General features: G+C 70.9%; 17 protein-coding genes. 13 read left to right on the top strand and 4 right to left on the bottom strand.

Translation table 11 applies throughout. The features are described 5' to 3' along the window. The first annotated feature begins 338 nt into the window (after nt 1-338). The 5 genes from AC068D_RS29665 to AC068D_RS29645 all read left to right on the top strand — a co-directional run bounded on the left by AC068D_RS29665 (nt 339) and on the right by AC068D_RS29645 (nt 4,176). Nucleotides 339-1,748: a beta-propeller fold lactonase family protein gene (locus AC068D_RS29665; RefSeq protein WP_478826173.1), complete on the top strand. Its 1,410-nt coding sequence runs from the start codon at nt 339-341 to the stop codon at nt 1,746-1,748. 187 nt (nt 1,749-1,935) lie between these two features. Then, on the top strand, nt 1,936-2,745 hold the full coding sequence (locus AC068D_RS29660) for a peptidase (protein WP_478826172.1): 810 nt from the start codon (nt 1,936-1,938) through the stop codon (nt 2,743-2,745). Nucleotides 2,746-2,866: 121 nt separating this feature from the next. Beyond that, on the top strand, nt 2,867-3,343 hold the full coding sequence (locus tag AC068D_RS29655; protein ID WP_478826171.1) for a Tn3 family transposase: 477 nt from the start codon (nt 2,867-2,869) through the stop codon (nt 3,341-3,343). Then, nucleotides 3,312-3,734, top strand: a complete 423-nt coding sequence (locus AC068D_RS29650) for a secondary thiamine-phosphate synthase enzyme YjbQ (protein ID WP_478826170.1) — start codon at nt 3,312-3,314, stop codon at nt 3,732-3,734. The genes AC068D_RS29655 and AC068D_RS29650 overlap by 32 nt, the downstream gene beginning before the upstream one ends. 229 nt (nt 3,735-3,963) lie before the next feature. After that, nucleotides 3,964-4,176, top strand: coding sequence for a DUF4287 domain-containing protein (locus AC068D_RS29645; RefSeq protein ID WP_478826169.1), 213 nt, complete (start codon nt 3,964-3,966; stop codon nt 4,174-4,176). 75 nt (nt 4,177-4,251) lie between these two features. Here AC068D_RS29645 and AC068D_RS29640 read toward each other — a convergent pair whose 3' ends face one another. From AC068D_RS29640 to AC068D_RS29630, 3 genes are all read right to left on the bottom strand, one after another. After that, nucleotides 4,252-5,136: an MFS transporter gene (locus AC068D_RS29640; protein WP_478826168.1), complete on the bottom strand. Its 885-nt coding sequence runs from the start codon at nt 5,134-5,136 to the stop codon at nt 4,252-4,254. 67 nt (nt 5,137-5,203) lie between these two features. Next, nucleotides 5,204-5,389, bottom strand: a complete 186-nt coding sequence (locus AC068D_RS29635) for a hypothetical protein (RefSeq protein ID WP_478826167.1) — start codon at nt 5,387-5,389, stop codon at nt 5,204-5,206. 350 nt (nt 5,390-5,739) lie between these two features. Further along, a complete protein-coding gene (locus AC068D_RS29630) occupies nt 5,740-8,286 on the bottom strand; it encodes a non-ribosomal peptide synthetase (protein WP_478826166.1) in 2,547 nt (848 codons plus the stop codon). Between the two features lie 224 nt (nt 8,287-8,510). On the opposite strand from AC068D_RS29630, the gene AC068D_RS29625 reads away from it, so the two are divergent. The 5 genes from AC068D_RS29625 to AC068D_RS29605 all read left to right on the top strand — a co-directional run bounded on the left by AC068D_RS29625 (nt 8,511) and on the right by AC068D_RS29605 (nt 15,740). Continuing rightward, complete coding sequence (locus AC068D_RS29625; protein WP_478826165.1) at nt 8,511-9,527, top strand: iron ABC transporter substrate-binding protein; 1,017 nt, start codon at nt 8,511-8,513, stop codon at nt 9,525-9,527. A 1-nt stretch (nt 9,528) separates the two neighbouring features. Continuing rightward, a complete protein-coding gene (locus AC068D_RS29620) occupies nt 9,529-11,130 on the top strand; it encodes an ABC transporter permease (protein ID WP_478826164.1) in 1,602 nt (533 codons plus the stop codon). Continuing rightward, nucleotides 11,127-12,176 carry an ABC transporter ATP-binding protein gene (locus AC068D_RS29615; protein WP_478826163.1) on the top strand — a complete coding sequence of 350 codons (1,050 nt, stop codon included), beginning with the start codon at nt 11,127-11,129 and terminating at the stop codon, nt 12,174-12,176. Before AC068D_RS29620 ends, AC068D_RS29615 begins: the two co-directional genes overlap by 4 nt. A gap of 1,453 nt (nt 12,177-13,629) precedes the next feature. After that, nucleotides 13,630-14,694, top strand: a complete 1,065-nt coding sequence (locus AC068D_RS29610) for a tetratricopeptide repeat protein (RefSeq protein ID WP_478826162.1) — start codon at nt 13,630-13,632, stop codon at nt 14,692-14,694. Then, complete coding sequence (locus AC068D_RS29605; protein ID WP_478826161.1) at nt 14,691-15,740, top strand: polyprenyl synthetase family protein; 1,050 nt, start codon at nt 14,691-14,693, stop codon at nt 15,738-15,740. Before AC068D_RS29610 ends, AC068D_RS29605 begins: the two co-directional genes overlap by 4 nt. Nucleotides 15,741-16,038: 298 nt before the next feature. On the opposite strand, the gene AC068D_RS29600 is transcribed toward AC068D_RS29605, so the two are convergent. Continuing rightward, nucleotides 16,039-16,521: an Lrp/AsnC family transcriptional regulator gene (locus AC068D_RS29600; RefSeq protein ID WP_478826160.1), complete on the bottom strand. Its 483-nt coding sequence runs from the start codon at nt 16,519-16,521 to the stop codon at nt 16,039-16,041. A 348-nt stretch (nt 16,522-16,869) separates the two neighbouring features. Between AC068D_RS29600 and AC068D_RS29595 the strand changes: the two genes are divergently transcribed. From AC068D_RS29595 to AC068D_RS29585, 3 genes are all read left to right on the top strand, one after another. Then, on the top strand, nt 16,870-18,387 hold the full coding sequence (locus tag AC068D_RS29595) for an FUSC family protein (RefSeq protein ID WP_478826159.1): 1,518 nt from the start codon (nt 16,870-16,872) through the stop codon (nt 18,385-18,387). A 327-nt stretch (nt 18,388-18,714) separates the two neighbouring features. Further along, the gene (locus AC068D_RS29590) at nt 18,715-19,974 is read left to right on the top strand and encodes a nitric oxide synthase oxygenase (protein WP_478826317.1); all 1,260 of its coding nucleotides are present in this window, start codon (nt 18,715-18,717) and stop codon (nt 19,972-19,974) included. Nucleotides 19,975-20,070: 96 nt separating this feature from the next. Continuing rightward, on the top strand, nt 20,071-21,144 hold the full coding sequence (locus AC068D_RS29585) for a lactonase family protein (protein ID WP_478826158.1): 1,074 nt from the start codon (nt 20,071-20,073) through the stop codon (nt 21,142-21,144). The last annotated feature ends 388 nt before the right edge of the window (nt 21,145-21,532 follow it).

Here is a 21,532-nt window from a genome sequence, read left to right as displayed (position 1 = left end):
CTCCGGTGAGCCGTCTCTGGTACGGCTTTCGCAAATCACGGCGGCCCCCACGCACCCGAAGGGGGTATCGCCAGGCTTATTGCTCATATACGAATAAGGCGACACGCGCTATTACAGCTAGGAATAGTGTGGTGGCAGCCTTCATAAAGTGATCTTCGAGTCATCGCAGATGATCTCGGTGTCACGGTGGATCCGGGCGCCGATTCTTCGTGGACGCGGAGGTCTCCGTGCTTGGGCATTGTGCTTTCCAGCCGGAAGTGGGTGACCGCCCCGAAGGGCGGCCTGTGAGATGGTTCAGACGGCGAAGGTGAGGTGCTGTACCGGCCAGGCGGCGGGCTGTGGTGGGCCTGGTCGCGCTGGCGTCGCTGGCTCTGCCCATGGTGACCGTGCATCCTGCGGCCGCCGACCCGTCGAACTTTCTCTATGTGGCCAATTCCGATGACGGCACCGTCTCGGTCATCAACACCACGAACGACACCGTCAGCGGCACGCCCATCACCGTCGGCACGGCTCCGACATGGGTGGCGATGTTCCCGAACGGCACCAAGGCCTATGTCACGAACAGCGGCTCCGACAATGTGTCGGTGGTCAACACCGCCACCCATACGGTGAGCGCCACCATCACCGTCGGCGACGAACCTCGAGGGGTGACCGTCACTCCCGATGGCGCGAAGGCCTATGTGGTCAATACCCTCGATGGCACCGTCTCGGTGATCAACACGGCGACCGACACAGTGAGCACCACCGTCACCGTCGGCACGGCTCCCATCGGGGTGGCCGTCACCCCCGACGGTGCCAAGGCCTACGTCGCCAACCTCAACGGCAACAGCCTTTCGGTGATCGACACCGCCACCGACACCGTCAGCTCCACCATCACCGTGGGAACGAATCCCTCCACGGTGGCCGTGACCCCCAACGGCGCCAAGGTCTACGTCACAAACAACACGTCGAACAACATTTCGGTGATCGACACCGCCACCGACACCGTCAGCTCCACCTTCGCTGTCGGCACGACCCCCCGAGGGGTGGCCGTGGCCCCCAACGGCGCCAAGGCCTACGTCGTGAACAACGGCTCGAACAACGTGTCGGTAATCAACACCACCACCGACGCCGTCACCTCCACCATCACCACCAACATCGGCACCGGCCCAAGTGGAGTGTTCTTCACCGCGGATGGCACCAAGGCCTATGTCACGAACACCGGCTCCGACAACGTGTCAGTGATCGACACCGCCACCGACACGGCCAGCGCCACCCTCCTGACTGTCGGCGGTGGTCCGACAGGAGGGGCGGCCTCCCCCGACCAGGGGGACACGGTGGTCACCTTCCAGGTCAGCCCCACCGATGGCCTGACCGTCGCGGTTCCCGCGTCGGCCACCCTGAGCGAGGTGGCTCCGGGCGGGACAGCCACCGGGCAGCTCGGCGAGGTCACCGTGACGGACGAGCGCTCGCTGGCCGACGCCAGCTGGGTGTCCACCGTCTCCCTGACCGATCCCTTCACCACCCCCGGCGGCAGCCCCATCACCGGCAGCGCGGTGACCTACACCCCCGGAGCAGCGATCGACCCGGTCAACGGGCCCTTCACTCCCGGCACGGCGGGCACCCTCGCCTCCGCCCGCACCGCTTTCAGCAAGCCGAGCGGTTCCGGCAACAACTCCGTCAAGTGGAACCCCACCCTGGACGTCGACGTGCCCGCCGCCGCGGTCGCCGGGACCTACACCGGGACGGTGACTCATTCTGTGGCGTAACCCCTCGCCCCCGCACCGGGTCCTCGCCCTGATCGCCGCCGCGGCCCTCGCCGCGGCGGCGATCGCCCTGGGTGTGCTTGCTCCGGCCGGCATCAGCTCGGCGGCCGCCGCAGACGAGAAGGGGGAGTTCATGGGCATCCGGCTTCTCGAAGCCCCCGTGTCCCTGCGGAACGACCCACGCGCGCAGATGTACATCGTCGACCACCTCAAGCCAGGCACGACGATCAAGCGCAAGATCGAGATCTCCAACAAATCGTCCTCTCCCCGCCGCATCGACCTGTATGCAGCCGCCGCGTCCATCGAGAACCAGGGGTTCACGTTCGCCCCGGGGCGAACCGCCAACGAGCTGACCCGATGGATCCGGCTCAAACCCGCTGCAGAGAACCTGGCCCCGCACTCACGGGCAAAGGCCGAGATCACGATCAACGTGCCGCGGACCGCGCAAGCCGGAGAACGCTACGCCGTCGTATGGGCCGAAAGCGCTGCCGCAGCGGACGCCACGCACAACATCGCTGGCATCACCCGCGTCGGGGTGCGCCTCTATCTGGACATCGGGCCGGGAGGGGAGCCCATCTCCGACTTCAGAATCGAGAAGATGAACGGTTCGCGGGACAAGCAGGGCCGCCCCAGCGTCACCGCCGCCGTCCACAACCTCGGCCGACGAGCGGTGGACCTGAACGGGGCACTCGGTCTTCGCGACGGCCCCGGCGGCATCACCGCAGGCCCTTTCCCCGCCGCCTCAAGCATCACTCTGGCCCCGCACGGGAAAGGAACCGTCACCGTCCCCCTCAACCCAGGCCTGCCCGACGGCCCCTGGAAAGCCACACTGACGCTGCGCAGCGGCACAGTGCAGCGAACGAGCACGACAACCGTGACGCTAGCCGGAGAGGAAAGCGAGTCTCGCGTACCCCTCCACGCCGCAGTCGCCGCAGCCGCAGCCCTGGCCGGCGTCGTCGCAGGGGCGGTCATCCGACGCCGTCGGCGAAACAGCCAGTAGGCCCAGCCACCCGCACCACGCGTTCAAGGGCGCCCAGGGCTACCGGGATCTGAAGGGCGACGCTTGGTGGAAGCCGGCCCGCTGGCTGTGGGACCGCTGCTGGTCGGGCAACGAGCGCCCCATGGCCCTGTTCGATGCCTGGACCGGGTTCCGCGCCGAACACCTCGTCGTATCGCTGGCGGCGGTCCTGGTAGCCGAGGCGTGCAATATCGGGATACAGGCGATGGTCTCCGAGGACGAGCCCGGCCGCTCCCGCGAGCAGCTGTTCTGGGTCGAGCAGAACTACCTGAGCGCCGAAACCCTCTGCCTGGCCAACGCGGTCCTGGTCGACTACCAGGCCACCTTGCTCATCGTCGGGCACTGGGGCGGCGGCGAACTCGCCTCCGCCGACGGCCTGCGCTTCGCCACCCCGCTGCGGGTCCTCAACTCCGGGCCGAACCCGAAGTACTTCGTAAAGTACTTCGTACGCAGCATGGTGCAGAAGGCGGCGACCGGTTCCGCGGCAGGTCGATGCCCTCTCGACAGGCGGACGCGCGATCCTGCGGGATGGGCGGGAGGATGGACGTATGCCCGAAGCCTTCACCACGAGAGTCCTTGATGTGGCCACCGGCCCGACCGAGGCCGTGATCGATCTGACCCACGAGTGCGGCACGTTCCTGGCCGAGACCGCCGCCGGACGGGACGGTCTGCTCAATATTTTTGTGCCGCATGCCACTGCCGGGATCGCCCTGATCGAGACCGGCGCAGGAAGCGACCACGACCTGCTGGCGGCGCTGCATGTTCTTCTCCCGGCCGATGACCGCTATCAGCACCGCCACGGCAGCCCGGGCCACGGCCGCGACCACGTCCTTCCCGCCCTGGTGCCGCCGCACGCCACCCTGCCCGTCATCGGTGGACGCCTGGAGCTCGGCACCTGGCAGTCGGTCTGCCTCGTCGACACCAACAGGGACAATCCGAACCGGCAGGTCCGGCTGAGCTTCCTGGGCTGATCGACCAGATCAAGATCGTCCTGGGTGTGGCCGCCGATTCTCCTTGCGCTCCGGCGAAACGGGAGAGACAGTGCGCGGTTCCACATACGACGAGATCGAGCGGCCTCGTCTGGCCGGCCGCCGTCACGGCCCGACTGGCCTCGGGCCGGGCGAACCGCTAGCCGGTCCCGGCAGCGGAAGGCATCATCGACGTCTTCAAGATCATTTCAACCGTGAAACGTAGCACGCCATGACCGACGCAGTGAAGGGCCCTGCCAGCTACTTCCCCTCGATCGAGAAGAAGTACGGGCGGCCGATCGAGGAGTGGAAGACGCTCATCCGCTCGTCCGAGCTCACGAAGCACATGGAACTCGTGGGCTGGCTCAAGAGCGAGCACGGCCTGGGCCACGGCCACGCCAACGCCCTCGTCGCCCACACCCTGGCCGAGGACAGCGGCAAGTAGACCGATCGCTCTTCGTCAAGGGCGAGGGGGTGCGTGTCCGACCGGCGACGAGTGCCGCCACCGGGGCGGCCGCGATCAGCACCGCGAGGGCCGCGTACCCGTACGTGAGCGTGGTGGCGGCCGCGGCCGCCGCCATGAGCAGAGGGCCGCCGGCGTCGCCGAGTTCGCGGCCGAGCCCATGGTCTGGCCCATGCGCTCCTTGGGGGTGGACGCGGCGAGAGCCGCGAAGCCGAGCGGAGTGATGAGCCCCTTGCCGGTGCCGATGAGGGCGGCGGCGAGAAGGACGCCGGTGAGGCCGGGGAGCATGGCCGCGGCGAGCCCGGCGGCCGTGACGGAGAGGCCGGCGAGCAGTCCCGTACGCGTGGTCAGGCAGCCCGCGTCGAGGGCGCGTCCGGCACGGGGCTGGACGATGGCGGCCGTGGCAGCGAGGACCGAGACCGCGGCGCCGGTGGCGAGGGAGTCCTGCCGCGGCACCGGAGACGGGCAGGAACCCGACGCCGACCGAGAGCGCGGCGGTCGCGGCGGCCAGCGCGGCCGTCGGCGCGAGGAAGGCGCGGTCGGCCGGACGGCGCGCGAGGTCCGCGACGGTCTGCCGCTTGCGGGCAGCGGCGGTACGACCGGCACGGCCAGGGCGGCCCAGAGAGCCACCATCGCGCCGCACAGGGCCATCACCGTGAACAGCAGGCGCAGCCCGCCGGCCCACACGAGCACACCACCGAGGAGCGGCCCGAGGGTGTAGCCGATCGACTTGTAGAAGCCGTAACTCCTGAACGCCCGGCCGCGTTTGGCCGCCGGACTGAGGCGGGCCACGAGGGCGGACGCGGACGGGGAGAAGGCGGAGGCAGCGGCTCCCTGGCCGAGTCGGGCGGCCCACAGCCACCTCAGGCTGTCGGCGATCGCGTACAGCGCGGAGGCTGCGGTGAAGGCGATCAGCCCGCCCAGGATCAGCTTGACCCGCATGCCCTCGAGCGACTCGTACCGGTCGAGGGCGTACTTGCCGGGCGCGAGAACCAGCCCCTCGATGGTATTACTCGGATACCTTGCCCTTGGTCGTGACCTTGTTGCCGACCTTCGTCGAGGGCGTGGTGGATCCGGTGTACGCGAACACGCCCTCACTGGTGGCCGGGTTGCCGTCGCCGATCGGATCTTGGATCCAATATCCACGCGACGATGCGACCGACCGGACGGCGGTCACGATCCCGGTGACCGTCACCTCTTGTCCGTTGTACGGGGAGACGCGCTTCGTTCCCTGGAGCGGGCGATCGTGACCGTGGCGGCCGAGGGGAGGGCGAGCGGACTGGCCGCAAGGACGCCCGTCAGGGCGGAGGCCACGAGCGTGGACCGTGGTGGTCTGCTGGGGGCGCGGAGGGAGTTCGTCATGAGGTGCCTTTCGCGAACGTTGCGGACGGGTCGCGGAGCACCGCATCCGGGGGCGTCTCGGGGAACGCGCCGTGGCGGCAGGGGACGTTGTAGTGGCGGATGGTTTCTGCCGGGTGACTCGGAGGTGTCACTTCTACGCGCGTCGCGAACCGCCTGTCAGTGTCCGTCTCCCCCGACTCGGTGTCACCCTTGGTGCCGCGCCCCCTTGAGGCGCTGCCCGGTCCACCTGGTCAGGCGCGTCACGGCCGTCGAGTAGCCGATGCCGAAGAGCAGGGCGGCGGCGAGTGCCAGGGGTTCGGAGACGTTGTCGAAGATCGGGTAGATCTGCCAGTGCGTCAGGTAGATCGAGAGAGAGGCAGCGGCGAGCGCTCCGGCCGCCTGGTTGAGGCGACGGTGACTCGGAAGCGTGGGGAGCCAGACGAGCAGCACGAAGCCGATTGCTACGAACGCCTCGCGTCGTGGCTCTCCGTGGAAGAACCCAGGCAAGGAGGCCAGGGCAGCCAGGGTGACGAGGAGCCGCTGCGGCACGGTTCGGGTCTTGGCGGCCGCCCAGCCGAGGGCGAACAGCCAGAAGACCGTGACCGCGTCGGTGATCTGCGAGCGCTCGGGCAGGCCGATCAGTTCGTACCTCGCGAGGAGACCGAGTGCGGCCAGGGCGGCCGGCAGGCCGTACGGGAATCGGCGCTCAGCCTGGTCGACGGCGGGTACGGCAAGGAGCGCGAGGGTGACCAGGAGTATGTAGACAAGGGCCTCGACGAACCACAGGTGGATGCCCGGCCCCATGATCTGCGGTGCCAACGCGTTGTGCAGGAGGAGGAGGTTGGTCCAGTCGTAGTCGTCGGAGACCAGGAGCGCGAACGCGGTCCACGCCATGGTCGGCAGCGCGATGCGCCCGATGCTGCGGGCCGTACGGCGGACGCGATCTCGGCGCTCGGCGGAGGTGAGGAGGAAGCGGGCGAAGTTGAACCCCGCTACGGCGAGCAGCAGATGGGCTCCGCCCCTGATCTCGAAGAGCCGGACATGTGAGCCGACGACACAGACGATCGCGATGGCGCGCAGGGCGACGCTGGTCTCCAGACGGGCACGGCGTCGGGTGGGGGAGGCGCCCTCGGAGGAGGCCAGTTCCCGGATCGGGGTCACGTGCCAGTTCGCCGGCAGGCACCCGAGGCGCTGTTCGAGTTGGAGGGAGATCTCCACGTACGACAGGGAGTCCCCGCCCAGGCCGACGAAGCTGTCGTCCGGCGTCACTCCCGTCCGGTCCAGCACGCGCGCGTAGAGGGCGCACAGGTCGTCGGGGCCGGCGCCGCCGTCGTCCTGGGTCTCGACGGATCGTTCGCTCAGGGCGCGGACGGCAGCGTAATCGGGCTTGCCCGAGGGCAGCCGGGGGAGTTCGGGGAGGACGTGGACGCGTACGGCGCGGGGTGGCAAGCCGCACTCGTCGACGACTCTCCGCCGTATGCGCCGCGCGTCCCACCCGGGTCTTCGCACCACGGCGAGGCTGAGTGCCTCGTCGTCCCCGGTGCACAGGGCACTCAGTCCGAGCCGTTCGAGCATCGCCTCCACCTGCTGCGGATCGATGCGGAGGCCGACGATTTTCAGGAAGCGGCCGCGGCGGCCGACGATTTCGTACACGCCGTCCTCGGTGCGCCGGGCGAGGTCGCCGGTGCGTAGGGCGTCCACGGTCCGGCCGAGGGCGAGGTCGTCCGGGGAGTGGGCGTAGCCGAGCATGACGTTCGGGCCGGTGTAGACGAGTTCGCCGACACCGTCCTGCGTGGCTTCCTCGACCGGCGCGAGGGAGAACGAGCCGCCCGGGACCGGCACCCCGATGGCACCGGGGTGGGTGGTCGCGAGCTCCGGGGGCAGGTAGGCCATGCGGGCGGTCGCCTCGGTCTGGCCGTACATGACGAAGAGGCCCCAGCCGCGTCGTATCCCCAACTCAGCGTAATGCCGCACGCGTTCGGGCGCGAGGTGGCCGCCGGCCTGGGTGACGTACCGCAGGTGCGGCAGGTCCATGTCGGCGAAGCCGACCCGGTCGAACAAGTCGAAGGTGTACGGGACGCCGGCAAGGGACGTGCCGCGGGCCGAGCGGAAGAGGTCCCAGAAGCAGGCGTCCGCCACCGACAGGCCGGTGAGGACGAGGCCGGCGCCGCGCGCCAGATGGCTGTGGACGACGGACAGTCCGTAGCAGTAGTGCATCGGCAGAGTCGTGGCGGCCCGGTCGGTGCCGCGGATCCCGAGGTACGTGGCGATGGCCTCGGCGTTCGTCTGGAGGTTCTCGTACGAGAGCCGGACCAGCTTCGGCGAGCCGGTCGAGCCCGAGGTGCTCAGGAGCAGCGCCAGGTCCGGGTGGAAGACATGGGCCGATCCCGGCCGTCGCTCCTCGATGCCGCATCCGCCGTCGGCCGGGCGCGCGACGACGTCGGGGTCGTACGCGTCGATCAGCCTCTCCAGCGCCTCCGGATGGTCACCGGGGACGAGCAGCACGGGATGGCCGGCGGCGAGCGCGGCCAGGTGGACGACGAGCGCGTCGACGGTGTTCGCGCCGGGCAGCAGCACCAGGCGGCGCCCCGGGCCGAGCCAGTGCGCTGTGGCGGCGACCCGGTCGGCCAGCTCGCGGTAGGAGACCTCACCCTCGGCGGTCACGAGGGCGGTGCGGTCGCCGTACTGAGCGAGGCCCTGGGCGAAGGGGAGAGCGTGGCCGCCGGTGGGCGGAGCGGGGAGGAGCGTCACGCGCGCATCGTAGGTAAGCCTTCCCTGACCCGATAGAGGGGGGTGCTACCTCTGGAGGCCCGATCGCGGCCAAGCCGTTATCAAAGTCTGGCTTGACCATTAGGGTAGCTTTACCTTATCAATGCCATATTCACAGGTTCTCCCCGTAGTTCTTCGTCGCCCGTACCCCTCCGCGCGCCCTCGCCCGCGACGGTGACGGGCACGGCAGGAAGGCATCACCATCTATGCGCCGCCCTCTGGCCCGCACGCTGACCGCGCTCGCCGCGGCCGCCATGCTCCTTCCGCTGACCGGCTGCGGCATTGACGAACCGGCCGACCTGGTCATCTACTCCGGGCGCAACGAGAACCTCGTGAAGCCGCTCATCGGGAAACTGGAGAAGCACCTCGGCGCCACCGTCGAGGTCCGCTACGGCGACAGCGCCGAACTCTCCGCCCAGCTCCTGGAGGAGGGCGACAAGACCGAGGCCGGACTCTTCCTCTCCCAGGATGCCGGCGCCCTCGGCGCGCTCTCCAAGGAACAGCGCCTCGCCCCGCTCCCGAAGGCCACCCTCGACAAGGTCGCCCCCGCCTACCGCAGTTCGGCCGGCGACTGGACCGGCGTCAGCGGCCGCGTCCGCGTCCTCGCCTACCACCCCGACCAGGTCCCCACGCCCCCGAACAGCGTCCACGACCTGACCAAGCCGGAGTGGAAGGGCAAGATCGGCTACGTCCCGACCAACGCCTCCTTCCAGGCCTTCGTCACCGGCATGCGCGTCCTGGAGGGCGACGACGACACCCGCACCTGGCTCAAGGGCCTGAAGGCCAACGAGCCCAAGGTGTACGAGGGCAACCTCAAGGTCCTGGAGGCCGTCGACAAGGGCGAGGTCTCCCTCGGCCTGATCAACCACTACTACTGGTACGAGCAGGCCGCCGAGAAAGGCGCCGACAAGCTCAAGGCGAAGATCCACTACCTGTCGCAGGGCGACCCGGGCGGCCTCGTCAACGTCGCCGGCGTCGGCATCCTCAAGGGCGCCGACGACAAGCAGGCCGCGTACGCGCAGAAGGCCGTCGACTACCTGCTCTCCGCCGAGTCCCAGCAGTACTTCGCGGAGGAGACCAAGGAGTACCCGCTGGCCGCCGGCGTGAAGTCCGCCGAGGGCGTGCCGGCACTGGAGACCCTCCAGTCGCCGAAGATCGACCTCGGCCAGCTCGACTCCCTCAAGGAGACGCTGGCCATGCTCCAGGACGTCGGACTCGTCTGACGTGACCTCACCGGATTCCCCCGTCCGGACGCGTCGCGAACCCCGCCCGGCAGGCGCCCCCGCGCCCGCCGGGCGAAAGCGCGCCGCGGCTCGGGGCGGGGCCCGACCCGCGTGGGTCCTCGTCGTCCCGGCCTGCCTCGCCGCCGCCCTCGCCGTCCTGCCACTCGGCTACCTCGCCGTACGCGCCCTGGAACGAGGCCCGGCCTACGCCTGGGACGTCATCGCCGACGAGCGCACCGGACAACTTCTGCTGCGCAGCCTCGGCCTGACCGCGGCCGTCGTCACCGCATGCCTGGTGCTCGGCATCTCGCTCGCCTGGCTGACCGTCCGCACCGCCCTGCCCGGCGCCCGCGCCTGGTCCGTGCTCGCCACCCTGCCGCTGGCCGTGCCCAGTTACGTCACCGCCTTCGCCTGGCTCTCCGCCGCGCCCTCCCTCGCCGGGTTCACCGGATCCGCCCTCGCGCTGACGCTCGCGAGCTTCCCGTACGTGTACCTGCCGGTCGCCGCAGCCCTGCGCGGTACCGACCCAGGGCACGAGGAGGTCGCCCGCTCCCTCGGCCGCGGCCCCTTCCGTACCTTCGTCGGCGTGACGCTGCCGCAGCTGCGGCCGGCCGCCGCCGGCGGTGGACTGATCGTCGCGCTGTACGTGCTCTCCGACTTCGGCGCCGTGTCCCTCATGCGGTACGACACCTTCACCCGCGGCATCTATACGTCCTACCGGGCCAGTTTCGACCGCACCCCGGCTGCCGCGCTCAGCGCCGTACTCGTCCTCATGACGGTCCTGCTCGTCGCCGCCGAGACCCGCACGCGCGGGCGCGCGGGCTATGCCCGCACCGGCGCGGGCACCGCACGCCGCGCGGTCCCCGCCGTACTCGGTCGGCTGCAGCTGCCCGCGCTGGCCTGGTGCGCGGCTGTCGTCGCGGCGGCCGTCGGCTTCCCGCTCGCGACCCTCGGCTACTGGCTGGCCGTCGGCTCCTCCGCCACCTGGGACCCCGCAACCCTCACCACCACCGCGCTCACCACCCTCGGAGTCGCCGCCGCCGGCGCCGCGCTCACCACCCTGCTCGCCCTGCCCGTCGGCGTCATCGCCGCCCGCTACAAGGGCAGGCTCGCACGCCTTCTCGAGCAGGCCGCGTACGCGGGCCACGCCGTGCCCGGCATCACCGTCGCCCTTGCTTTGGTCTTCTTCGCCGTGCGCTACGCCCGACCGCTGTACCAGGAGACCCCGCTGCTGATCTGCGCGTACGCGGTGCTTATCCTGCCGGTCGCCGTGGGTGCCACACGGGCTGCCGTCCTGCAGGCGCCGCCCGTCCTTGACGACGTCGCCCGCTCCCTCGGCCGCACCCCCTTCGGCGTGCTGCGGGAGGTCACCGTGCCGCTCGCCGCACCTGGCATCGCGGCAGGCGCGGCCCTGACCTTCGTCGTCTGCATGAAGGAACTGCCCGCCACCCTGCTCCTGCGCCCCACCGGCATGGACACGCTCGCCACCCGCCTGTGGACGGAGACGGGCACCGGATCGTTCGCTGCCGCGGCCCCGTACGCCATGGCCCTGATCCTGCTCTCCGCCATCCCCTCGTACCTCCTCGGAAGGCACCGCACATGAACGACCTCCAGGTCAGCGGCGTGGTCAAGGCGTACGGCCCCGGTGCCACCGTCCTCGACGGCCTCGACCTCACCGTCCCCGGCGGCTCGCTCGCGGCGGTCCTCGGCCCGTCCGGCTGCGGCAAGACCACCCTGCTCCGGGTGATCGCCGGGTTCCTCAGCGCCGAGGCGGGCACCGTCATCGTCGCCGGGCGCACCCTCGCCGGCCCCGGCGTCCACCTTTCGCCCGAGCGCCGCCGCATCGGCATCGTCCCCCAGGAAGGCGCGCTGTTCCCGCACTTGAGCGTGGCCCGCAACATCGCCTTCGGCCTCACGGGCGCCGACCGGCGAACCGGCGGTCAGCGAGTCGAGGAGATGCTGGAGCTCGTCGGTCTCGCCGGGTACGGCGACCGCATGCCGCACGAACTCTCCGGAGGTCAGCAGCAGCGTGTCGCCCTGGCTCGCGCCCTCGCACCCGAACCCCATCTCGTCCTGCTCGACGAGCCGTTCAGCGCCCTGGACAGCGGTTTGCGCGGAGCCGTACGGGCGGAGGTGCGGGCCGCACTCAAGGCCAGCGGCGCGACAGCCCTCCTCGTCACCCACGACCAGCAGGAGGCCCTGTCCACCGCCGACGTCGTCGCCGTGCTGCGCGAGGGCCGCGTCGCGCAGTGCGCGGCCCCCGAAGTGGTGTATCGGCGTCCCGCAGACCCCTGGGTGGCCGCGTTCGTCGGCGACACTGTGTTCGTCCCCGCCACTGCCGACGACGACACCGCCACCACGCCCCTCGGACGTCTCCCCTTGGCCGCCGCTCCACCCGGCCTCCGCGAGGGCCTGGCCCTCCTCCGGCCCGAACAACTCCACCTCACCGATCCGGACGCGGGGGCAGCCCGGGGCACCGTGGCCGACGTCCGCTTCTTCGGCCACGACTCCATGGTCACGGTCGCCGTCGACGGCCTCGATGCCCCCATCGGCATCCGCACCCCCGGCCCCCTTCGGACCCGCCCCGGCGGCACGGTCGGCGTCTGCGTCACGGGCGAGGCGACCCTGCACCCTCGCCCACCCCGGTAACCCGTCGGACGCCCCGCCGAGTGCGTTCCTCCTCACCGTCGTCCTGTCGCTGGCCCTCGGCTGCTGGGCGGCTGCCCGTCCGGGCCGCTCACCGACCGGATCCTCGGCCACGCGGCCACGGCATCCTTCGCCGTACCCGAATTCGTCATCTCCGTCCTGCTCCTGCTGCTCCGGGTGCTGCGGACGGGGTGGCTGGCCCGCCGTCACCGTCACGGGTGCCGACGGGGCTCCGGCTGCCTGGACCATGCTGATCATGCCGCTCATCGCCCTGGTGATCCCCCAGACCGGATGGAACACCCGCATCGTGCGCGGCGCCCTCCTGACCAGGCCGCAACCCCCCATGTGGAAGCTGGAGACGTTGTCGTGGGCACGGGCCACGAGGTCGTCGCATTCGAGATGGGAATGTCCACGCTCTTCGACCGCCATTAGTCGGCACGTGTGCTCCTGGGGAGGACGACATGGCTCGTATCGTCTGCGTACATGGCGTGGGGAAACAGCAACTAGGTGAAGAGACACTTCCGCGACAGTGGCTTTCGGCCCTTCGCGACGGGATGACCCGGGCAGGTGCGATGACGGAAGCAGCCGACGCTGATGTGGCGATGGCCTTCTACGGGGGACCTGTTTCTTCCCCGGGCAGTGACTGGCCGGGGACGACCCGTACGTGGGCTGGTGGGATCTGTCCCCCGGCTGGGAGACAGATCTTCTTATGCTGTGGTGGCAGCACGCGACGGCCGAGGAACCGCAGATCGCGGCTCCCGATGCCCGGAATCTCCTCGCCGGTGTGGGACCCAGGGTCCAGTTCGCTTAGCTCGCCCTCATGCAGTCAGGTGTGAACCCGCCCAGTCCAACCTCGTCGGCGTCGTGCGGCCGGAGCGGCGAGTGTCCGACGTTGTCTGCGAAGACGCCGGGGCGGGTGCTGCCTTGGGTTGCGACGGCTGTGAAAAGGGTTCGGTACCGGCGTCCTCGGCGCGTGGACCGGTCGAGGTGTGATGGCGGTACCGGTGAGGCTGTCCGGATGCCTGGTGGCAAAACCGGAGTGGCGGCGGCTCTTCAGAGGCTGGATCACCGTGAGCCGGTGCGCCTGGCACGCGGCCCATCGCGCCTATGCCCCTTGGCCGACGCCCACGCGCGGAGCAACCTCGGCAGAGCGCTGAACGAGCCGGGGAGGGTGGGGAGTCGATCGAGGCGATGACGCGCACGCCGGATCTGTGCCAGGCGATACAGGGGACCGTCATCGCTGGCTCCCTGGGCTGACGAGAAGGAACTTCCCACGGGCGGGCAACCCGGCGTGCACGGCTGCCGTCTTGATCAGTAGTGGGGCGGCCCGCCGAGGGTGACGGGCCCCCAGCCTCCCACCGAACCCGGCGGCAGCGGTCCAGGCGTCTATACACTCCGTGTATACGCTCGATGTATAGCGAGGTGCTGCCGTTCCGGACACGTACGAAAGGCATCCATGCACAGCAAGGCATTCGCGCCCGAGTACCAGGGTGCGCTCACCGACATGTCGGTGAACTCCTCCCTGACGGAGGTACTGGCCAAGGGCATTGAGCATCTGCGGGCCGCCGAACTCTCCGGCTCGCAGCAGGAGGTGGCGCGCACCGGCCTCGCCGTGGCCGAGGCACACCGCAGGCTCGGCCACGTCGAGGAAGCAGACCGGGCATGGAAGGCCAGCTATCGGGCCGCCCGCTCGGCGGATGATCTCGGTGCCATGGCCTGGGCCCTGTGGAGCGGTGGCACTCTCGCCAGGCAGCGCGGTGCCCTCGCCCTCGCCTTCAGGCTGCTGGGGCTCGCCGCCGACATGGCCAAGGAGGGTGGTGACGTCGTCGCCCGGGGATACTCCCTCGCCGGCCTGGCGGAGACCGGACGCATACAGGGCGACTACGAAGCCGTCGCCGTGCTGCACGAGCAACTGCTCGCCGAGGCACGCAAACGCGGCGAGGCGCGCCACACCGTCTGGGCCCTGGAAGGCATTGCGCAGATTCACCGCAACACCGGCTCCTACGAAACGGCCTACGCCATGTTCGAGGAAGCGGCCGGGATAGCCGGGAACGCGGACGACCAACGTGGCCGCGCGTGGGCCCTGCGAGGCATGGCCGACATCGTTTCCCTGCGTGACGACGCCCCGGAGCGCGCTCTCGCTCTGCTCGCCGAGGCCGAACTCATCTGCGGCGAGATGAAGCTGTCCAGTGCGCTTGCGTACAACCACAAGATGCGCGCCAACGTGCTCTACCGTGCCCGCCGTTACGGCGAGGCCAAGAAGGTCTACGAGGACACGGTCGCGGAGTTCCGGGCCATGAGCGAGCCCCGTGGCGAGGCACTGGCCCGGCTCGGGCTCGTCAAGACGCGCGCCCGTCTCGGCCGGGACCTGGACGAAACCGCCGCGGAGCTGCATGAACTGCGCAGTACGCTCGACCGGATCGGACTGCGTCACGCACGGGACATGGTGGACAAGGCCCACGCCGAGCTGGGGGTTCCCCCGCTGCGCACCCCTGTCGACGGGGAAGCGGGCAGCCGATGACCTCCGCCGTGTCGACCCCCACGTCCGCCCAGCAGATCCTCGCCCGCTGCCGTGAACTCGTACGGCCCGCGCTCGCACAGTCCGTACGCCAACTCCATCCCTGGCCGGCCGAGATGACTGCATTCGCGCTCGGCTGGAGCGACCTGGACGGCAACCCCGCCCCCGGGGCACACGGCAAGGGAGTGCGTCAGGCGCTCACCGTCCTGTGCGCCGAGGCGGCCGGGGCCCCGGCACAGGACGCGGTCGTCGGAGCCGTGGCCGTCGAACTGATCCACACCTTCTCGCTCCTGCACGACGACATCATGGACGGCGACGAGACGCGGCGGCAGCGTGCGACCGTGTGGAAGGAGTTCGGTACCGGCCCCGCGGTCCTGGCGGGCGACGCGCTCTTCGCCCTGGCCGTCGAGACGCTGGCCGACTCCCGCACCGTACACAGCGGCGCGGCGGTCCGGCACCTGGCGGGAACGCTGACCGACCTGGTGCACGGGCAGGCCGAGGACCTGCTCTTCGAGTCCCGGCCCTGGACTGGCCCCGACGCCGTGCAGCCGCACGAATACCGGTCGATGGCCGAGCACAAGACCGGGGCACTGCTCGGCTGTGCCGCGGGGATGGGCGCCGTACTCGCCGGGGCTCCGCGCCCGACCGTGGAGACCCTCACCCGGGCCGGCCGCCATCTCGGGGTCGCTTTCCAGGTCGTGGACGACCTGCTGGGTATCTGGGGGGATCCGGCGGTCACCGGAAAGCCGGTCCACAACGACCTGCGCAGGCTGAAGAAGACGTACCCGGTGCTCGCGGCTCTCGCCGCGGATTCGCAGGCCGCCCGGCGTCTGGCCACCGAACTCGGCTCGCACTGCTCGCTCGACGACGGCACCGCCCGGCGGGCCGCGGTTCTCGTCGAGGAGGCGGGCGGGCGTGCGGCAGCCATGGCCGAGGCCCAACACCATCTGAACCGTGCCCGCTGCGCCCTCGAGAGCGTTCCGCTGGCGCAGGGAGCGGTCGGCGAGATCCTGGCGCTCCTGCCGTTCCTCGTCGAGCGCAGGATGTGAGGGGCGGGCGGGGAGCGCGGCCCGGGAGGGCGGAGCCGTGCGCACGAGTACGCCGTGGGCGGCACTGCGGCCGGAATTCCGTCCGGCCGTGGGGGAAGAACCCGCCTGCCCTGCCCTGCCCTGCCGTGCCGCACGCCTCGTACAGGCCCGTGCCCGGCGCATGGGGAACGGTGATGCAGCGCATGCCCGCGGCATGCGCTGCCGCCTCCCCGTGCTGGGCGCCCTCTCCCACCACACATGCGACCGGGTGCGCGCCGAAGCCGCCGTGACGCCTCCCGGTCCGGCCGGCGGCAGTCGTTCAGCGCGTGGTGCGCGACGCCCGGCCCACCGACTCCACGAGCGGCAGCACCCGGTGCGGTACGCGCTCGCGCAGCGCCATCTCCGTGCGGGTACGCACGACTCCCGGCAGATTGATCAGCCGCTGGATCACGTCTTCCAGATGGCCGTTGTCGCGGGCCACGACACGGGTCAGCAGATCGCCGCCGCCGGTGATCGAGAACGCCTCGACGATCTCGGGCACCTCGGCGAGCGCGTCTCCCACCTCGTCCAGATGGCCCTGTGTGACCTCGATGTGCACGAACGCCAGCACCGGATGACCGAGCGCGGCGGGCGAGAGGAACGGCCCGCTGCCGGTGATCACCCCGTTCCGCTCGAGCCGTTCGATCCGGGCCTGGAGCGTCCCCCGCGCGACACCGAGGATGCGTGCGTACTCACGCACACTGGTTCGCGGCTGCTCGATCAGCAGCCGCAGGATACGGGTGTCGAGCTCGTCCACGGCCATGGTCCCGACTCTCCTTCCGGCCCGTGAAACCCATGCTCCACGGTACCAATGGCACTGTTCCGTGCTCCAAGGGCGGGCCAGATGCAAGGTCCGAGACCTCCGGAGCAGCCGGGTCCGGCCGGTGCCCGCAGGTATGCGCTCGTCCACCGGTGGGACGGCCTTCCGCGCGAAACCTGGTCCGTTGGCCCCCTCTCGCATGCACTGAGCACCACAGGCTGTGCCAATGGCCCAGCAGATCGATGCCCGCTTGAGCCACTGGGGCCGGGGATGCTGTCATAGGGGAGTCGATGGCGCTGCGGATTCCGCGGCGCCTTTTTCATGCCGGAACCGAGACAGGGGCGGGAAGCAGTGCTGAAGAGGATGTTCGTGGCTCCGGACCCGGGGCGGCTGCGACTGCGCAGCGCCGTACGGGCCGTCCTCGGCATCGGGCTGGCCGTGGCCGCCTGCGGTCTCACGGGGCACACGCTCCCGGCCGTCATCACCGGCGGTCTCGCCGCGCTTCTCGCGCTCTTCACCGTCACCGACACGACGGTCCGCAGTCAGGCCGTCACGACCGCGCTGCTGCCTGCCGTCGGCTTCCCCGTGCTCGCGCTCGCGGCAGTGCTGCACGACGATCCGCCGGCGCGCGACGTGGCCTTCGTGGTCGTGGCCGGCGCCAGTGTCTACGTCCGTCGCTGGGGCCCGCGGGGCCACGCGCTCGGCGTCTTCGCCTTCATGACCTTCTTCGTCGCACAGTTCCTGCGCACCGCGCCCGGCCAGTTGCCCGAGCTGTACTCCGCCGTCGCTCTCGCCCTGCTGGCCTCGTCGTCGGTCCGGTTCGGTCTCTGGTGCTTCGAGCGGAGGCAGACACCGCCCGCCGTACCCGCGCTCATGGGCGCGGGAGGGCTGGCCCGCACGACGACGCGGCAGGCCGTGCAGGCGGCCACCGCCGCCGCATTCGCGCTCGTCGTCGGCCAGGTCCTGTCGGGGGAGCGCTGGTACTGGGCCGTGGGTGCCACGTGGTGGATCTTCGTGAACACCTCATCGCGCGGCGAGACCCTGGTGCGTGGCTTCCGGAGGTTCATCGGCACATTCGTCGGGATCGGCGTCAGCCTGCTCGTCGCGGTCCCGCTGCACGGCGCCCTGCTGCCGACGGCGATCCTCGTCGGTGTCTGCGTCTTCGCCGTCTTCTACGCCGCCCCGGTCTCGTACACCTGGATGATGCTCGCGGTCACGCTGATGGTGGGGCTGCTCTACGGGCTTCTGGGGGTGCTGGATCCGGGGCTGCTGGCCCTGCGTCTCGCGGAGACCGGCGTCGGGGCGCTCGGTGCGACGCTGGCCGTGATGCTCGTGCTGCCCGTCACCACGCACGCGACCACCGACGCCTGGATCGAGCGCGCCCTGCACTGCGTGCACGGCTGCACCACCGCCTCCTCGCGCCGGCTCGCAGGTGACGCGGAAGCCGATCCGGCGCCGCTCGCCGCCGAACTGGAGGGGCTGCTCGCCAGGGCACGGCTGTCCGTCGCCCCGCTTGTCCATCCCCTGAGCCCGCTGCGGGCCCGCAGGACCCGCGCACGGCAGGTCCTGGCCCTTCTGGACGACTGCGCCCGCGAGGTGCGTGGTCTGGCCACGGTCGCGGCCGACCCGCACGCCTCGCACGACGCCCGGCTCGCGGCCGCGTGCCGGCGGGTGGAGTCCGCCCTGCACGCCCTGGTGTCCCCCGGTGTCCTGACGCCCGCCCCGGCGTCCGGGGCCACGTCGGAGGACCTGCGCCACCACCCCGGCGCCGAGGCCGCTCTCCACCACCTCCACGGCCTGGAGCGGGCTCTTGCGGGCCTGGCCGAGTCCCTGCGCAGCTCGCTGCGCCCGCCACTGGTCGGCTCCTGAGGCCCGGGGGCGGGAGCCCTGACGGCCGCGGTCGGCTGCCGCTGCCCCGGCCCGTGGCAGGACTGCTCGTGCCCACCCGTGTGCGAATGTCTTCGGCCGTGGTCGACGTGAGACCGTGATCGTGCGCGCCGACGCAGAATGGTGAACGAGGCAACTTTTGTTTGGCCCTTGGGGGTGGATCAGTCCCCGTATGGGGTAGTCCGGCGGCATCCATCGTCCGTCCTGCGTACTGGGGGGCCCACTATGCGGAAGTTCCGTCGGATCATCGCCGCCCGCAAGAACCGGCCGTCGCGCACCCGGTCCAGCGGCGGTGACCCGCGGGGGGACATGCCCGGCCCGCCGGACCGGTGCCCCGTCGAGCACCCCGCACCGGACGCCACGCAGTCCGAGTCGCCCGGCGCCGCTCCGGGGCACGCCGATCCGGGCGATCCGGGGCAACTGCTGCGGGAGGCTGAGGACTTCCTTCGCCTGTTCCACCACGAGGAGCCCTCCGCCGGGGGGACCGCCGCTCTTGCCGACCGTGTTGCCGCCGTACGCGCCGAGATCGAGACGACCGGCACGTACCGCCACACCTCCGACGAACTCGCTCACGGGGCCCGCGTCGCCTGGCGCAACAGCAATCGCTGCATCGGCCGGCTCTACTGGCGGTCGCTGCGTGTGCGTGACCGCCGGGACGTCGCTGATGCCGAAACCATGGCCGTGGAGGCCGCCGCACATCTGCGGGAGGCGACCAACGGCGGTCGAATACGACCCGTGATCACGGTCTTCGCGCCCGACGCGCCCGGTCGTCCGGGACCGCGCATCTGGAACGAGCAGTTGGTCCGATACGCCGGGTACGCCGATCGGAGCGACCACGGCAGCCACCGCGGAGGCGGCAACCCCAGCCGCTGGACCGGCGATCCGCGCAACGCAGGGATCACCGCCTACGCACAGCGGCTCGGCTGGCCCGGCGGTCCGGGCACTCCCTTCGACAGACTCCCCCTGATCATCCAGGGCAGCGACGACAAGCCCCGGTGGTTCGCCCTGCCGGACGACGCGGTGCTCGAAGTGGCCTTACGCCACCCCGACGACGACTGGCATGCGGCGCTCGGACTGCGCTGGCACGCCGTACCCGCCATCGCCAATATGTGCCTGGAGATCGGTGGCATCTGCTATCCGGCCGCGCCCTTCAACGGCTGGTACATGGGCACCGAGATCGGCGCCCGCAACCTCGCCGACACCGACCGCTACCACTTGCTGCCCGTGGTGGCCGAACGGCTCGGCCTGGACACCTCGAGCGATCGCACCCTGTGGAAGGACCGGGCGCTGGTCGAGCTCAACCGGGCGGTCCTGCACTCCTTCGACCTCGCCGGAGTCACGCTGGCCGACCACCACACCGAGGCTCGTCGCTTTCTCACCCACATGGACCGGGAGAGCGGCAAGGGGCGTCCGGTGGGTGCCGACTGGTCGTGGATCGTGCCCCCGATGTCGGGAGCCGTCACACCGGTGTTCCACCGTACCTACGACACGACGCAGCTGACGCCCATGTTCGTCCATCACCCCGAGGCGCTGGCGCGCGCCCGGGGCGAGGAAGCAGGATTGGTCTAGACCGAGTGGGCTGGATCTGTCACTGTCGGCCGCGAGCAGTGCGACCGGTCCTGCAACAGCGCAGAAGCCGGCGAAGGAGCGGGGGAGAGCAGCGTCATGGGCGACGGCAGAGCTGTACGGGCCTTCATCGGATCGTTCACCTCGGCCGGGGGGCGCGGGATCATCGCGGCCGCGGTGGACGGGGCGACGGGGGGTCTGAGGGAGATCGCCGCGACGGGTGCCGTCGAGGACCCCTCGTTCCTCGCCCTCGGGCCTTTCGCGGCCGTCGGGCCGGTCGGTCGCGGTCCTGTGCTGTACGCGGTCTCGGAACGGCAGGAGGGAGCCGTCGCCGCCTTCGACATCACCGAGGATGCGGCGGCACCCCGGCTGATCGGCTCGCCCGCGCCGGTGCGCGGGGCCGGGCCCGGCCATCTGACCGTCGTGGGCGGCCATGTGCTGACCGCCAACTACGGCTCCGGCAGCGTCAGTGTGCTGCCGGTAGGGCCCGGCGGGGAACCAGGGGAGGCCGTCGGCGTACTGCGGCACGAGGGCCGGGGCCCTCACCCGGAACGACAGCGGGGCCCTCATGTCCACCAGGTGCTTCCCGATCCCACGGGAAAGTGGGTCCTGAGCGTCGACCTCGGCACCGATTCGGTCGGTGTGGTCGGACTCGACCCGGCGACCGGGATCGTGAGCCTGCACCGCGAGATCGCACTGCGGCCCGGCTCGGGCCCCCGCCATCTCGCCTTCCACCCCTCGGGCGGGTACGCCTACGTGGTCAACGAGTTGGAGCCGACGCTCACCGTCTGCCGCTGGGACGCCGACGAGGGTGTGCTCGAGCCTGTCCGCGAGGCCGCGGTCCTGCCCGGTGGCGTCGAAGGCCCCAGCTACGCCTCCGAGGCGGCGGTGGCACATGACGGACGGTTTCTGTGGGTCGCCAACCGCGGTCATGACTCGATTGCCGTCCTCGGTCTGGATGCGAACGGCGATGAGGCGGAGCTGGTCACCACGGTGCCGTGCGGTGGGCGCTGGCCGCGCGACCTCGTCCTGGGACCTACGGGAACGCGGCTCTACGCCGCCAATGAGCGTTCCGGGGACGTCACCTGGTTCGACATCGACGACGGGACGGGCGTGCCGTACCGAGCGGGGTCGATGCAGGCGCCCTCGGCCTCGTGCGTGATCTTTGTGTGAGCGCTTCGCCGACCGGGCAGATGCGCGCGGGCTGCGCGGGCTGCAGGGCCCTGGGGCCGGGCACCGGATCCGTCGGGCGGGGGTGTGCGGCCCGGGCCGGGGACGGGGCTCCGTCCGCCCGGCCGGGACATTCGACCCTCCCGGGGTCTCATGGCTTTCGGTTCCGTACGGCCTGCCCGGCCGTCCTGCGGTCGAGCTCGTACGAAGGGCCCGCGCCCAGGTTCTGTCCGTGGCGTTCTTCTCGGGCCCGCGACGACAGCTGCGGGCTCCACCGGCTACCGCCGGGAGGCACCCCCACGCTGCGTTCGGAGTCGCCCGTGCACGCCCGTACGAGGGCGCTCTCCCCCGGCCTCCGCCGGAGGGGGGCACCCCCGGCGAAGCCAGGGGG

The sequence above is a fragment of the Streptomyces sp. NPDC043861 genome, assembly GCF_056435905.1.
Note: the sequence above shows the minus strand (reverse complement) of the source record. Positions and strands in the feature narration are given on the sequence as shown.